Source organism: Flavobacterium maritimum, from assembly GCF_040049085.1.
Taxonomy (GTDB): Bacteria; Bacteroidota; Bacteroidia; order Flavobacteriales; family Flavobacteriaceae; genus Flavobacterium; species Flavobacterium maritimum.
In genome coordinates this window covers 1-15777 of the sequence record NZ_JBDLZY010000003.1, presented here as the reverse complement: position 1 = coordinate 15777, position 15777 = coordinate 1, and the positions used below count along the sequence as shown (strand labels likewise).

Below are 15777 nucleotides of genomic sequence, written 5' to 3'. Positions count from 1 at the left end.
TAATAATAATAATAATAATCCCATCTTGTGTAAACAGGATGGGATTTTTTTTTACACAGTGTTTTATGTATAATGGTACTCTTGTTTTTTTTCTGAATTATTTATACTCTCCAATCTTTAAAATGTCTATCGGTAATCGCTAATACGGATTATTTTTTTTGGAATAACAAATCACTAAATATCGGTATTGTAGGAATAAACGCATATATTTATATTTGCAACCAATAATTGGGTCAATTAGATCTAATGATAATTTATAGTAGTGATTATGATATTCTTATTTTGTTTAAAGCTAAAAAGCAAAAATTGGTATTCGATTAACAGTAATATAAGAAACGGTTTTCTTATTTTGTTTGGGATTCTTTTGAACAGTATAGTCTATTCCCAGCAAGGAAAAATTGATCCAACGTTTAATACTTATGATGACGGGCTTTTAGGGGATGGCTTTGATAATACGGTGCGAACTCTTTCTTTACAAGGGGATGGAAAATTAATAGTAGGCGGTGATTACCTAAACTTTAACGGAGCTTCGACTTCTTTTTTGAGTCGATTGTATCCGGATGGAACCAAGGACGATTCCTTTGTTTTGGGAACCGGTTTCAATGGCAAAATATATTCCTCTTTACTGCAAGCGGACGGTAAAATAATCTTGGGAGGAACATTTACTTCTTATAATGGTTCTGCTGTTGGAAGATTAATTCGATTGAACAACGATGGATCCCAAGATGCTTCTTTCAATACTTCAATAGCCGTAAGTAGTGGGATTGTGTATGCTTCGGCTTTACAATCTGATGGTAAGATTATTATTGTCGGAAGTTTTACAACCTATAATGGATTAAGTGCTTATCGGGTGGCTCGTATTTTACCGGACGGAAATTTAGATACTACTTTTGTAGCTGGTTCCGGAGCCAGTGGTCGTGTCGAAGAAGTACAAATTCAATCTGATGGGAAGATAATTGTAGCAGGATCGTTTGACTCTTTTAATGGTTTTCCAAATAGCGGTAAAATTGTTCGATTAAATACGGACGGCAGTATAGATGGTACTTTTGCCACAGGAATAGGCTTTGACGATTCTATTACTGCCCTTGATATACAAGACGATGAGAAGATTTTGGTTGGAGGTGTTTTTACCAATTATAATGGAGTTCCGGCTAACAGAATTGCCCGTTTAAATACCGATGGTTCTGTTGATACTGGTTTTGTTTCCGGATCGGGGTTTAGTAATGGAGGCGTCGCTGTGATTAAGGTGGATGCTGCTGGTGCAATTAGAATAGGAGGTTCGTTTTCGGGAACTTATAATGGAACGGATGTAAACAGATTGGTACTTTTAGATGGCAATGGGGTACTGGATTCCCTATTTGATATCGGTTCAGGTCCTTCGTCAGCAACAGTCTATGCTTTGGCAGGGTCGCCCGATAATTCCTGGTACATTGGCGGTTCTTTTTCTGTTTTTGATTCGCAAAATCAGGGAAGGCTCGCTAAAATTGATGCTTTTGGAACGCTTGATATTGGATACCTTACAGCTGGCGTAGGTTTTAATAATTCGGTTTTAAAAATACTTTCATTGCCGGATAATAAGGTAATGGCTTTTGGAAGTTTTTCAAAGTTTAATGGAACTGCTTCATCAAGAATTGCCCGATTATTAGAAAACGGAACATTAGATCCTACTTTCAATAGTGCTGGCTCTGGAGCAGACGGACTAATTAGAAATGCTGCGATACAATCGGATAATAAAATTGTTCTGGTCGGCAGTTTTACAAATTACAATGGTACCTCTGCGAACAGGATTACGCGTATTCTGCCGGATGGATCATTAGATTTGACCTTTGATGTTGGTACCGGATCCAATAATCAGATTTATGGAATTGCATTGCAACCGGACGGTAAAATTATAATTGGAGGAAATTTTACGAATTTTAATGGAACCTCGGTTAACAGGATTATTCGTTTACTAGCTGACGGAAGTATTGATGAAAGTTTTGATGCAGGTTTGGGTGCGGATGCTATTATTGAAACAGTTTTGTTGCAACTGGATGGAAAAATTGTAGTGGGCGGGAGGTTTTCGACGTTTAATGGTAGTACTCATAACCGATTAGTTCGTTTGAACACAGATGGAAGTATTGATCTAAGTTTTTCTGTAGGTTCCGGTTTTGATAAGAATGTGTATGCAATGGCCATACAATCCGATGATAAATTACTAATTGGCGGAACATTTTTAAATTATAACGGAGCTACTATAAAGCGCATGGCAAGATTAAATATAGACGGAAGCTTAGATTATTCTTTTGCAACGGGAACAGGTTTTAGTAACGGAGAGGTTCGGACAATTTTAATCCAGCCAGATAATCGTATTTTAATAGGAGGTAGTTTTTCTGGAAATTATAATGGAACTACCGTGAAGAGAATGTTGAGATTGCTTCCTAACGGTATTTATGACACTACTTTTTCGGTAAACTTAAATGGGACGTTATTTAGCAGTTGTTTTACACCAGATTATTATGTTATGATTGGCGGAAACTTTAATTCAGTCTCAGGGATAACCAAACATCGCGTAGCCCGAATTAAATTATGTACCAGCAGCACGATTTGGGACGGAACCGCTTGGAGCAATGGTCCGCCTTCCGCTGGTAAAGTGGTTACCTTCAACGCCGATTATCCTTCTTTGAATTCAGTTACTATTTGTTCCTGTACAATCAGTTCGGGAAATACGGTAACGATTCCGAATGAAAATACCTTGGGGTTGGTTTTTGATTATTCGGGTTCGGGTACCTTGGTACTAGAAAACAATGCTTCTTTATACCAATCTGATGACCAAATTGTAAATACAGGAAATGTTCGGCTTAAAAGGCAAACGACCCCAATTTTGAAATCAGATTATACGTATTGGTCCTCGCCCGTTTCAAACCAGCAATTGATTTCCCTTTCTCCGAATACTTCCAGCAGTAAATTTTATTCCTACGACGCCACTGCAGATGATTGGGTTCACGAAACGGTTACCAACACAATGGTTTTAGGAAAAGGATATATTATTCGGGGTCCGGAGAATTTTTCGAATACAATTTCAACAGTTTATGAAGCGGTTTTTTCTAGCGTTCCAAATAATGGAATCATCTCTGTTCCTATTGCTGCGGCAGATACATGGAATCTGATAGGGAATCCTTATCCCTCGGCAATAGAAGCTGATTTATTTTTGACAGAGAATACTGGAATTATTGATGGTACTATTTATTTTTGGACACATAATACGCCACTTACCAATTATGTTTACACCGCAGATGATTATGCTGTATATAATCTTTTAGGGGGAGTTGGAACTAGTGCCGCAACAAATTTAGGGGTTAATAATACCAAACCAGATGGTAAAATTGCTTCAGGACAAGCTTTTTTTGTCACGGGTATGAATGGAGGCGGAATGGCCATATTCAATAACAGTATGCGTGTTGTGGGACAGAATTCTTTGTTTTATAAATCAAATACAAAAAAGAAATCTTTTGTTGGAATTGAAAAACACCGTCTTTGGTTAAATTTATCCAATAGCCTGGGTGCTTTCAAGCAACTTTTACTGGGTTACGCGACTGGGGCTACGAATCAAAATGAAACTACTTTTGACGGAGAAAGCGTTGACGGAAACAAATATTTGGATTTTTATAGTATTAATGAAGATGTTAGTTTAGTGATTCAAGCCAGGGCACTGCCATTTGAAGAAACGGATGAGGTGCCTTTAGGATATAAAACAGAAATAGAAGGAACTTTTTCTATAAGTATTGATGATAAAGATGGCTTGTTTGAAAATCAGTCTGTTTTTATTGAAGACAAGGAAACAAATAATATCCATGATTTGAGAAATGAGGCCTATTCGTTTTTTAGTTCCAAAGGAACGTTTAATGATCGTTTTGTTTTGAGATATACAGATAGAACTTTGAGTGTGTCAGATTTTAATAAGAATAAAAATTCCGTTTTGATATTCAATAAAAAAAAGCAGCTTAAAATTACGTCCTTAGATGGAAGCATAGATAGTGTGACAGTTTATGATCTGACAGGAAAACTAGTTTATCAAAGGAAAAAAGTAGAAGATACTGAATTGACAATTTTTGATTTGACATGCAGTCAAGGAGTACTCTTAGTGAAAACAGTTTTGAAAAACGGTAATACTGTGGTGAAGAAAGTTATAAATTAACAGATGATAAGATTGGGTATCTATGTGTTAATTGATATTTAAGTTTTTGTGTGTACGTAGGACCGCTTTTTCATTTTTATAATCAATCCATCGTTGCCCTTTTAGTTTACGCATTAAATTATCAAAATAACGCATAAATACTAGATTGTAAACGGCGTAAGAAAGACTGGAGAATTTTCGGGGATAGGCGCGTAAACTCATCGATAATCCGGGAGTTATGTATTTCATATAATGCCAGTATCCTTCGGGCATGTATAGCATTTCACCATGATTTAGGTTGCAAATGTATCCTTTGGCATGTTTTAAAGCTGGCCATTTTTGAAAATCAGGATTGTCAAAATCAATATCTTCTCTAACGATTAATGAATGAGGAATTTTATATAGATAAGGAGTCTGATCAGGATCGAATAAAATACATTGCTTTTTACCGTCAAAATGAAAATGGAGTATGTTGGAGTAATCAATATCAAAATGCATGAACACTTTTGAGTTTTCACCCCCAAAAAAAAGCATGGGCAATTGTTTTATCAGACGCAGTCCTATATCAGGCCATTGGAAATCTTTATGAAGTACGGGCACTTCCTTCATCAGATCATAAAGAAATATTCTGTAATTGGTAGGTTTTGATTGCAGCAGATCAATATAATCTCCCATTTTCATTTTGTAATGAGCTTCATTAAAACCATCTTTATGAGAAACGGGTCTGTCATCATACAACGGAACTACTTTTTCAGCTGCAATAGATTTGAAATAGTTGAGTTTCCATTTTTTATGTGCGGGCCAATCTTCTGTCAGTTTTTCAATAACTAACGGTTTTTGCTTTTTTACATAATTAGCATAAAAATCTTCCTTCGAAATGGTTGCAACGCGTTCTATTTCAGTAAGATTTATTTTCATGGATTTGAAATTAAAAATTAAAAAAAAATGCCCTTAGTTTTTAAGCTAAGAGCAAAAGTAGGAAAACGTTTAATGTATATTGAAATTATTTCTATTTATTCTTTACAGAAGCTTCAAGATTTCTCTCAATTGTGTGCCCTGGTCTTGACCATTTTGGTTTTTCTCCTAAAGCGGTAAATTGTGAATCGGCAGCTTCTACGGTTTGGGGTTGAACCACTTTTGTAAAAGGCTTTTGAGGCATTAAACCCAACATTTCGAACATTTTCATGTCTTCATTTACATCTGGATTTGGAGTGGTTAATAATTTGCTACCGGCAAAAATCGAATTGGCTCCTGCAAAAAAGCACATGGCCTGACCTTCGCGGCTCATATCCATTCTTCCTGCAGAAAGTCTTACTTGAGTTTCTGGCATAACAATTCGGGTGGTTGCTACCATTCGAATCATTTCCCATATTTCTACTGGTTTTTGTTCTTCTAATGGAGTTCCTTCTACGGCAACCAATGCATTGATAGGCACTGATTCCGGCTGAGGATTTAAAGTAGAAAGGGCCACAAGCATTCCGGCTCTGTCTTCAATACTTTCTCCCATCCCAATAATTCCTCCGCTACAAACGGTAACATTGGTTTTACGAACATTTTCTATGGTTTGCAAACGGTCTTGGAACCCTCGGGTAGAGATAACTTCTTTATAATATTCTTCTGAAGTGTCTAAATTATGGTTGTAAGCATATAAACCGGCCTCGGCTAAACGTTGTGCTTGATTTTCAGTAATCATTCCAAGTGTACAACATACTTCCATGTCCATTTTGTTAATGGTACGAACCATTTCAAGGACCTGGTCAAATTCAGGACCATCTTTTACGTTTCTCCAAGCAGCTCCCATACAAACACGTGATGAACCACCTGATTTTGCATTTAAAGCTTGGGCTTTCACCTGGTTGACAGACATTAAACTATTTCCTTCGATGTCGGTATCATAGCGTGCAGCTTGTGGGCAATACCCACAATCTTCTGAGCAACCGCCTGTTTTTATAGACAATAGTGTTGAAACTTGAACAACATTTGGATCATGATGCTCTCTATGAATTGTAGCTGCTTCAAAGAGCAAGTCCATCATAGGTTTGTTATAAATTGCAATGATTTCTTCTTTTGTCCAATTGTGTTTTGTGATACTCATCGATAGGATTTTTTAATGCCCCAAAAGTAATCAAATTGTTCTAAAGAAGCAATGTAATAGACCTGAAATGCCTGTTAACAATGATTTGCTAAAGTTAATCCGTTGCATGACTGTTGTTCCAATAGAGCATTAATAACATGGTGACAATAACGGATGATGCTATTCCTTCAAAAAGCAAACAGATGGAATAGGTGTTTACTGATGGATTTCCTCCGAATAAAAAAGTTTTCGGTAATGTTTTTATATAGGAATCACCACCGTTCATGTAGCTGTAAATAACTAATCCAATGATACTTAAAACAACTCCTGTAAGTGAAGTGATCATTGCAGAAATGGCATTGGAAACGAAATTTTTTTTACCTTCTGCAAGGTTCATTCCGATTGTCCTGTTCACGCCATAAAAAACAAAAAATATGTTAAGGAGGCGTAAATAAAATAAATCGGCAAAACCCAAGACGTTCATCAGTAAAAAATAGATTCCGATTCCGATGAAAATAATAGCTCCGTTTAATAATTCATTAGGTAGTTTCATGTGATCTAATTTTAAAAATTAAAAATAGTATTCATTTTGGACGGTATGGAATGGCTGATTTTTTCTGCCGAGTGTAATCTGGGATGATTTTTTAATTGGAGTGTTTGTCAGAAGTATAACGAGTTTCCCAATATAAAATCAATATAAACGAAACAATTACGGCAGAGACGATTCCTTCAAAAAGCAAACTTATTGAGTACGTCATTACTGATGGGTTCCCTCCAAATAAAAAAGTTTTTGATAATGATTGCACATATAAGTCTCCTCCCTTTGCAAAACTGTAAGTAATTAAACCTACTATGCTTAAAATTACTCCTGTCACCGATGTGAGCAATGCGGAAGATATATTAGAGGTAAAAATAATTTTGCCTTCTTTGAAATTGGATTTTAAGGTTCTATTGGTTCCATAAAATACAAAAAGGATATTAAGAAGACGTAGGTAGAATAAATCAGCTAGTCCCACAGCTTCCATTAATAAAAAGTAAAAACCAATTCCGAGAAAAATGATACATCCGTTGTAAAGTTCTTTTGGTAGTTTCATGAGATTAGTTTTAAAAAGTTAAAAATAATACTGCACTGATAAACAATTCATTAGCTATCAAATTTACAAAAAATAAACTGATCTTTTTAAGTTTGACAAAAGATTTTTTATGTAATTAAAAACTGTTAATATAGGTTCTTGCTGTTGTTTCGTCTATTTCTAATTGAGTTTTAAGAAGTGATACCGAGTCAAATTTTTGCTCTGAACGGATTCGGTGTAAAATGGAGACCGTTATTTTTTGGTGGTATAAATCGGCATCAAAATCAAAGAAATTAATTTCAATAGATTGATTTTCTCCTCCGACTGTAGGGTTGTATCCGATATTCATCATGCCAAAAAACCGTTTATTGTTAAGAATACTGCTAACAATATAAACTCCGTTTCGTGGAATTAACTTATAATTTTCTTCGATTTTCAGATTAGCAGTTGGGAAACCAATAGTTCTTCCCAGTTGTTTTCCTTTAATAATGGTTCCTGTTAGAAAATAGTCGTAGCCTAAATACTCATTTGCTAGAGCGATATCTCCTTCTTCTAATGCAACTCTAATTTTTGTCGAACTTACGGAAATATCATTAATTTCCTGAGCCGAAATTTGTTCCACCTCAAAGCCATATTGTTTTCCGAAGGCAATTAAATCATCAATGTTCGCTGTCCGATTTCTGCCGAAGCGGTGATCATGACCGATGATTATTTTGTGGATATTAAATTGATTTACAAGTACAGTTTTAACAAATTCCTCAGCAGTCAAACGTGAAAATTTTTCGTCAAAAGGATGAATAACAAGATTTTCAATTCCGGCCATTTCTAACAAATCAATTTTTTCGTCGATCGTATTGAGTAGTTTTATTTCCGATTTTTCCTGTAACACCATTCTTGGGTGCGGGAAAAAAGTGAGAACCAAACTCTCGTATTTTCCGTTCTCGGTGTTTTGAGTGATTCTCTCCAGAATTTTTTTGTGTCCGATATGCACGCCATCAAATGTACCCAGGGTAAGGATAGTTTTTTTTGAGGAACTGAAATCGTTTATAGAATGAAAAATTTTCAAAGCAAATGTTTTATAATGCTGCAAATTTATACTATCTATTTTAAATCTAAAGATAAGAAGAATTGATTTTCGGCAGATTTAGGTATATGATTGAAAAATACTCGCTAAAAGAGACGAAAGAGCAATAGAATTAGTCTTTTAAATTGAAAATGCAGAGCAGAAACTCCTAAATTAAATTAAATGGTTTAATTTTGAATTTCAAATCTTTTCCAAATTATGAAGAAAATAATCCTGTTTTTACTAACCATTATTTCTTTTTTAGAAATTCATGCTCAAAAAGGCTCTCCTTGGAAAAAAATCAGCCAGGACAGAATTGCTATTTCTGACAGAATTCACTCCAAATTAGATACTGCCAATCAACTGGTTTTTGAATTGGATGAAGCGACGATGAAGCAATCATTGGTTGCTGTTCAGGGGAAGGCAGTCAAAGAAAATGAAACAGTGATTGAGATTCCTAATAAAAATGGTGTTTTAGAAAAATTTTCGGTTTGGGAGTCTTCTAATTTTGAGTCTGATTTACAAGCAAAATATCCCGAGATCCGTGCCTATGAAGGTATTGGAATTACTGATCCGGGAGCTTCAATTAGCTTTAGTTTTTCACCACAGGGTATACAAACGATGGTTTTAAGGGGAGAAAATGATACTGAATTTATTGAAAAGTATTCTCAAGGTTCAAAAGCCTATGTAGTTTTTGATTCTAAAAGTCGAAAAAAAGGTTCTTTGCCTTTTAGCTGTAAAACCGAAGATGTTTCGCTTAATAAACAATTGCTAAGTAAAACCAGCAAGATGGCAGCCAGCAATGGGGTTTATAAAACCTTTCGATTGGCCTTGTCTTGTACGGCAGAATATACGACCTACCATGGAGGTACTGTTGCCGGAGCTTTAGCGGCCATGAATGCAACTATGACGAGAGTAAACGGTATTTTTAATAAAGATCTAGCACTTAGGTTGATTATTATAGGGAATAATACAAATATAATATATACCAATGCTGTAACGGATCCTTATTCTGATGCTGTGATCGATGATCCTAATAATACTATAACGGATGGTTCTGAAGGTGCTTGGAGTCTGGAATTGCAAGAAAATTTAACTGCCACAATAGGGAACGCAAATTACGATATAGGTCATTTGTTTGGGGCTTCCGGGAGTGGCGGAAATGCGGGTTGTATTGGTTGTGTTTGTGTGGCTCCGTCTATTGACGATGAGTATGGAAAGGGGAGTGCTTATACTTCTCCTGCTGATGGTAAACCTGAAGGGGATACATTTGATATTGATTTTGTGGTACATGAAATGGGTCACCAATTGGGAGCAAATCATACCTTTTCTGATGCTATTGAAGGAGATGGTGTAAATGTTGAGCCGGGAAGTGGTTCTACTATTATGGGCTATGCAGGAATTGGGGATTATAGTGTACAAAACAATTCGGACGATTACTTTACTTATGTTAGTATTAACCAAATACAAGCCAATCTTGCAAATAAGAGTTGTGGAACGAGTCAGACGTTAACAAGTCAGACTCCAACTATTAGTGCCGGTGCCGATTATACCATTCCAAAAGGGACTGCTTTTATTTTGAAGGGAACAGGCTCTGATCCTAATGGTGATTCTCTTACCTACTGTTGGGAGCAAAATGATTCCGCCAGTACACAAAGTGGGGCGAGCAGTGTTGCTTTTTCGACCAAACCAGATGGTCCTCTTTTTAGATCCTTTAAACCGGTCAGTTCATCTGTGCGATACATGCCGGCTTTAAGCAATGTTTTGGCAAATAAGCTAACTTCAACTTGGGAATCTGTTTCAGATATTGCAAGAACTTTGCATTTCACTTTAACAGGCAGAGACAATGCAGCGCAAGGATATGCGCAAACAAGTACAGATGCTATGATTGTAACTGTGAGCGGGACAGCTGGACCATTTGCGGTTACTTCTCAAAACACTGCTAATCTAGGCTGGTCGCAGGGAACGAGTCAAACAATTACGTGGAGCGTGAATAACACTGCTTCTTTATCGGGATCGGCCAACGTAAATATAAAATTATCAACTGATGGAGGATTGACTTTTTCCACGGTTTTAAAAGCCAATACGGCTAATGACGGTTCAGAAACTATTACAGTACCGGCTATTCAGGCGACCAATTGTCGAATTCTGATTGAACCTACAGATAATATTTATTATGCGGTAAACAGCACCACTTTTGCCATCGGTTATTCGGTTGCATCTACTTGTAATACCTATACTTTTTCGACACCAATCAGTATTCCGGATGGGACCACCACTTACACTACAAGAACGATATCTGTTCCGTCTTCAAGCGGCACAACAGTATCTGATGTGAATTTCTCTATTGGGTTTACTCATACTTACCTATCCGATGTTCAAATCGAATTGGTAAGCCCGCAAGGAACAACTGTAAAATTATTTGACAGAAGTTGTGGGTCTACCAGTAATACCTTATTGTTGAATTATGATGATTCTGGCAGTGCCCTTTCATGTGGAACGACGACGCTTCAAACTGTAGCTCCATTTGAGCCTTTAGGCGTGTTGAATGGTCAAAATCCTTCGGGAGTCTGGACACTCAGAGTCCGTGATGTTGATGCTGTAAAGACAGGCAAAATTGATTCGGCTTCGATAACGATATGTACACAGACGTTTACTTTGGGGACACCTGATTTAGAAATCAATGATTTTGTTTTGTATCCAAATCCTAACAAGGGTAATTTTAATATTCAGTTTTCAAGCACATCTACGACAGGTGTAACAGTTTTTGTGCACGATATATTGGGCAGGAAAATTTTTGAGAATAAATTTGAGAATGCATCCAGCTTCAATCAAAACATCCAATTGACAAGTGCACAGGCAGGGATTTATCTGTTGACGGTTATTGACGGTGACAGGAAAGAAGTGAAAAAAATTGTGATTGAGTAATCAAAAAAAATAGATAAAAATGTAAAGGGAAACAGTTCAACTGTTTCCCTTTTTTTATTTTCCGTTAAAGGACGTCATGGTGTTTTCGAGCCCTGCGGTTCCGAAGGACTTTATAATTTCGGAAGCCAGTTCCAATCGTTCCGGAAGGGCTGCTTTTTCAGCGTCATCCCAATCACCAAGGACATAATCAATTTGCTTTCCTTTTTTGAATTCGTCACTAATACCAAAACGGAAACGGGTATAGTTTTGGGTGTTCAGGACAAGATTAATGTTTTTTAATCCGTTGTGTCCGCCGTCGCTGCCTTTAGGTCTGATTCTGATGGTTCCAAAAGAAAGGTTTAAATCATCTGTAATAACCAGAATGTTTTCCAGTGGAATATTTTCCTTGTCCATCCAATATTTTACAGCTTTCCCGCTTAAATTCATATAGGTGTTAGGTTTTAGGAGTAAAAAAGTCCTGCCTTTAAATTTGTACTCAGCAAGGGAGCCTAGCTTTACTGTATCGAATGTCAGTCCTTCTTTCTTGGCCAGAAAGTCAACTATCTTAAAACCGATATTGTGTCGCGTATTAACATACTCGGCACCAATGTTGCCAAGTCCAACTATTAAAAATTTCTTCATATAATCTGTATTGTCTGCTGTTTTTGTGGATAGGAACAGTTTTGATATCCATTTTATCATGCTGCAAAAATAAACTAATGCCTATGTATTAGAATAAAACAGACTGATTTTTTTTCGATGTTTTTTGAATCCTAGATGGAATTTGGATTCAGTAGAACGTGACTTAAATTTGGAAGTGAAAGATAACCGTAAAAGAGTTATTATGTTGTTTTGTAAAGATAGGTCTTGGTCAGGATAAAAAGATATAGCGTACAGCAGGAGGGAAGTTCTTCTGAAAAGAGGTAGTGGTGCTCCAAATAGAATATGAAACAAGTTTTGATTAAATAAAAAAAGCACCAGTTGTGTAACTGATGCTTTCTTGAAGATTGAAAAAAAGAATTATTTTTTCTTTCCTTTTGCTGGAGCTTTTGCTGCTTTTGCTGCTTCTTGAGCTGCTTTCATAGCCGCACGAGAAATTCTTACTTGACATACAACAGTGTTGTCTGGGTGCATCAATTTGTATTTGTCAGAAACAAGTTTCGTAACGTACAATTTGTTACCCATTTCAAGTGGAGTGATGTCAGCTTCAACAAAATCAGGAAGATTTGCTGGTAAAGCTTTTACTTTTAATTTACGAGTGTTCAAACGTAAAACACCACCTGCAAGAACACCTTTAGATGTTCCAACGATTTTCACAGGAACTTCCATAGTGATTTCTTTGTCATCAAATAATTGAAAGAAGTCAATATGTAAAATCTTGTCAGATACAGGGTGAACCTGAATATCTTGTAAAATGGCATTGAATGATTTTCCGTTTCCAAGATCAATCACAACTGTGTGTGCGTTTGGAGTGTAAACCAAGTTTTTGAAAGCCATAACTTCTGCTGAGAAATGAACTGCCTGATTTCCTCCGTATAATACGCAAGGAACCAATCCAGCATTACGTAAGGCCTTAGTTGCTACTTTACCCACGCTTTCTCTTTCTGATCCTTTAATTGTAATCGATTTCATTGTAAAAAAATATAGTTATTAAATAATTTATTTGGCAATAAGCTTTAAGCAATAGGCTTTAAGCTGTGTAAAAAATGCTATAATCTCTTGACTTTAAGACTTTCGGCTTTAAGACTAAGTTATTACATTATAAATTTTCCACTGATGGAATTGTTGTGGTGCACCATGTGCATAACTTCGGCAAAAAGAGGAGCACAACTCAACACTCTTATTTTGTTTGATTGTTTCTTCAACGGAATAGAATCGGTAACAATCAACTCGCTTAATTTAGAATTCTCAATTTTCTCGTAAGCATCACCGGATAAAATGGCGTGAGTACAGATTGCTCTTACGCTTAATGCACCTTTTTCGATCATTAAATCAGCGGCTTTCGCCAAAGTGCCTCCCGTGTCAATCATGTCATCTACTAAAATCACGTTTCTGCCTTTTACTTCACCAATTAATTCCATGGTGTCGATAACATTGGCCGCTTTACGTTGTTTGTAGCAGATTACTACATCCGATTCTAAAAATTTAGAATACGCATAGGCTCTTTTTGAACCTCCCATGTCTGGGGAAGCGATAGTCAGATTTTCTAAGCCTAAACTTTCTACATAAGGTAAAAAGATAGTGGATGCAAAAAGGTGATCTACCGGTTTTTCAAAGAATCCTTGTATTTGATCTGCGTGCAAATCCATCGTCATTACTCTTGTTGCACCTGCAGCATTCAATAGATTAGCTACTAATTTGGCTCCTATCGGAACTCTAGGCTTGTCTTTTCTGTCTTGTCTTGCCCATCCAAAATATGGCATTACTGCTGTGATGTGTCTTGCTGATGCGCGTTTTGCGGCGTCAATCATAAGCAATAATTCCATCAAATTATCGGCAGTTGGGAAAGTTGAACAAACAATAAAAACGCGTAATCCTCTGATAGATTCTTCGTAAGAAGGTTGAAACTCACCATCACTATATTTAGACATGGTAACCTTACCTAAAGGGATTCCGTATTTTTCCGCGATTTTTTCCGCTAGATATACACTTTGTGAACAAGCAAAAATTTTAGCTTCTGGTTCTAGGTGTGACATTTAATTTGTTGTTTTGTAGTTAGTTGCTGAGTGTTGTTTTTAACGAGGTGCAAATTTATGAAATTAATTCAACTCTGAAAGGAAAAAATTAAGTATTTTTAGTTGAACATTTAATTTTATTTTTTACATTTGCACCGTGTTAAAGGAATCGATGGTTGATTTGATAACAATCACATCTTTTATTGCGTTGAGATAATTGTTTTTATTTCTGTCTGCTAAGCCCGGATGGCGGAATTGGTAGACGCGCTGGTCTCAAACACCTGTGGGAAACCGTGCCGGTTCGACTCCGGCTCCGGGTACAAAACCGCTTCGTTTTTAACGAGGCGGTTTTTTTATGTCTTGGTGGGAAAGTATTGTGCGATTATTCTGAAATTTATTTATATTTGTTTGGAGAGAAAGAGTTTCTTGGTGTGATGAAACATTGTAGTAGAGATGTTGGGAGCGGTTGTGTTAGGGGAATTCCAGATATTAAAAGCTTAAATAATATTGAAAAGATGAATGATGAACGAATTGTAATGCCAGCTGATTATGGAAATATTCTAATTGCGTCAGAAAAGATTAAGTTCTCAATGCCTTCCGACTTGCAGACGGGGAGTTTGTTGAGGACGCTTGTGGGCTCTAAGCCAAACGGGGTATTTTTAGAATTGGGAACAGGAACAGGGTTGTCGCTTTCTTGGATATTGGATGGTATAGACGATGGCTCTAGGGTTGTTTCGATAGATAATAATGAAGATTATTTGTCAATCGCAAAGAAATATTTTGAATCGGATAGTAGGGTTGCAATTCTTTGTGAAGATGCAAATACATGGATTAAGGCGAATCAAATAGAAAAATTTGATTTAATTTTTGCGGATGCCTGGCCGGGAAAATATGAAACCGTAGACGAAACCTTAAATTTATTAAAGCCTGGCGGGTTGTATATTATTGATGATATGTTGCCTCAGTCAAACTGGCCAGTAAATCATCAAGAGAATGTTGATAGGCTTGTCGGGTATCTGGAAAAACGAACTGATCTAAGATTAACAAAAATGAATTGGTCTACAGGGCTGATTATCGTTACGAAAAAGAATAGTATCTAAAATTTGGTTTATAAAGCAGATTGGGCCAAGATAAGTAGTTGTGTCAGGTGGTGATTTTTAATTTAAGGGTTCTCTAGTGTGCTTTTATAAAGTTGCCTGATACGGCGTATCAAACTCAGGCTTGACCGCTACCTATATATAGGACTGTTTTTTCGTTTTGTTGGTTTCCAGGTCGGATAATGATTTTGCTGCTTCGGGAATCATGATTATTTGTTGAGGAAACCACTTAGTTTTATTAATTCCGTCATATATAATAACAAAGATTTCGCCAGTCAGAGCGATCCGTTACGAGTAATTAAATCAATTTTGGCGTTCCCTACAATAAACAAACCCGTTATTTCGAAAAGGAAATAGCGGGTTTGTTTATTTAGGGTCGGGCTATACGCTTCAAGTCCTCGCCTGCTTTCGTTTCACTGCATCAGGCTGTGGGCTTTACGCTGCTATCCCTAACGCGGGAGGGGGGAGAAACACCTTTACTATATATGAGGAGCACTTTTTTCGAATCCTCAGTCTAAAGAAGAAAAGCAGGCTACATATATATAGTATAGCGAAAAACAGCCCCAAGCAAGAGAAAATCCCGACAAATCCCCTGGGCTTTAAAAAACTTTGTGTTACAAAAAACGGTATATCAGTGAGTTAGTTTAAAAAGGCGAAAAACATGAAAAAAAAGCTTTAAAAAAGCTTGTTAAAACGGATTTAGTTGCTACTTTTGCACCCGCAACAACGCAG

General features: G+C 36.6%; 11 protein-coding genes and 1 tRNA gene. 4 read left to right on the top strand and 8 right to left on the bottom strand.

The window, feature by feature from the left end:
- The first annotated feature begins 268 nt into the window (after positions 1 to 268).
- Positions 269 to 4177, top strand: a complete 3909-nt coding sequence (locus ABEB23_RS07455; protein WP_348811894.1) for a RemA C-terminal-like gliding motility protein — start codon at positions 269 to 271, stop codon at positions 4175 to 4177.
- Positions 4178 to 4204: 27 nt separating this feature from the next.
- Here ABEB23_RS07455 and ABEB23_RS07450 read toward each other — a convergent pair whose 3' ends face one another.
- The 5 genes from ABEB23_RS07450 to ABEB23_RS07430 form a co-directional block, all read right to left on the bottom strand.
- Positions 4205 to 5074, bottom strand: coding sequence for a cupin-like domain-containing protein (locus ABEB23_RS07450; protein WP_348811893.1), 870 nt, complete (start codon positions 5072 to 5074; stop codon positions 4205 to 4207).
- A 91-nt stretch (positions 5075 to 5165) separates the two neighbouring features.
- Positions 5166 to 6251, bottom strand: a complete 1086-nt coding sequence (gene bioB / locus ABEB23_RS07445; protein WP_348811892.1) for a biotin synthase BioB — start codon at positions 6249 to 6251, stop codon at positions 5166 to 5168.
- Between the two features lie 94 nt (positions 6252 to 6345).
- Complete coding sequence (locus ABEB23_RS07440) at positions 6346 to 6783, bottom strand: hypothetical protein (RefSeq protein ID WP_348811891.1); 438 nt, start codon at positions 6781 to 6783, stop codon at positions 6346 to 6348.
- 91 nt (positions 6784 to 6874) lie between these two features.
- The gene (locus ABEB23_RS07435) at positions 6875 to 7324 is read right to left on the bottom strand and encodes a hypothetical protein (protein ID WP_348811890.1); all 450 of its coding nucleotides are present in this window, start codon (positions 7322 to 7324) and stop codon (positions 6875 to 6877) included.
- 115 nt (positions 7325 to 7439) lie between these two features.
- Complete coding sequence (locus ABEB23_RS07430) at positions 7440 to 8369, bottom strand: bifunctional riboflavin kinase/FAD synthetase (RefSeq protein WP_348811889.1); 930 nt, start codon at positions 8367 to 8369, stop codon at positions 7440 to 7442.
- A 216-nt stretch (positions 8370 to 8585) separates the two neighbouring features.
- Between ABEB23_RS07430 and ABEB23_RS07425 the strand changes: the two genes are divergently transcribed.
- Positions 8586 to 11294, top strand: a complete 2709-nt coding sequence (locus ABEB23_RS07425) for a zinc-dependent metalloprotease (RefSeq protein ID WP_348811887.1) — start codon at positions 8586 to 8588, stop codon at positions 11292 to 11294.
- A gap of 54 nt (positions 11295 to 11348) precedes the next feature.
- Here ABEB23_RS07425 and pth read toward each other — a convergent pair whose 3' ends face one another.
- The 3 genes from pth to ABEB23_RS07410 form a co-directional block, all read right to left on the bottom strand.
- Positions 11349 to 11975 carry an aminoacyl-tRNA hydrolase gene (pth, locus tag ABEB23_RS07420; RefSeq protein WP_348811886.1) on the bottom strand — a complete coding sequence of 209 codons (627 nt, stop codon included), beginning with the start codon at positions 11973 to 11975 and terminating at the stop codon, positions 11349 to 11351.
- 318 nt (positions 11976 to 12293) lie between these two features.
- Positions 12294 to 12905, bottom strand: coding sequence for a 50S ribosomal protein L25/general stress protein Ctc (locus ABEB23_RS07415; protein WP_348811885.1), 612 nt, complete (start codon positions 12903 to 12905; stop codon positions 12294 to 12296).
- Between the two features lie 122 nt (positions 12906 to 13027).
- Entirely contained in the window at positions 13028 to 13969 is a 942-nt protein-coding gene (locus ABEB23_RS07410) for a ribose-phosphate pyrophosphokinase (RefSeq protein WP_348811884.1), read from the bottom strand.
- A gap of 219 nt (positions 13970 to 14188) precedes the next feature.
- On the opposite strand from ABEB23_RS07410, the gene ABEB23_RS07405 reads away from it, so the two are divergent.
- Positions 14189 to 14268 (top strand) — tRNA-Leu (locus tag ABEB23_RS07405).
- Between the two features lie 84 nt (positions 14269 to 14352).
- The gene (locus tag ABEB23_RS07400; RefSeq protein WP_348811883.1) at positions 14353 to 15048 is read left to right on the top strand and encodes an O-methyltransferase; all 696 of its coding nucleotides are present in this window, start codon (positions 14353 to 14355) and stop codon (positions 15046 to 15048) included.
- The last annotated feature ends 729 nt before the right edge of the window (positions 15049 to 15777 follow it).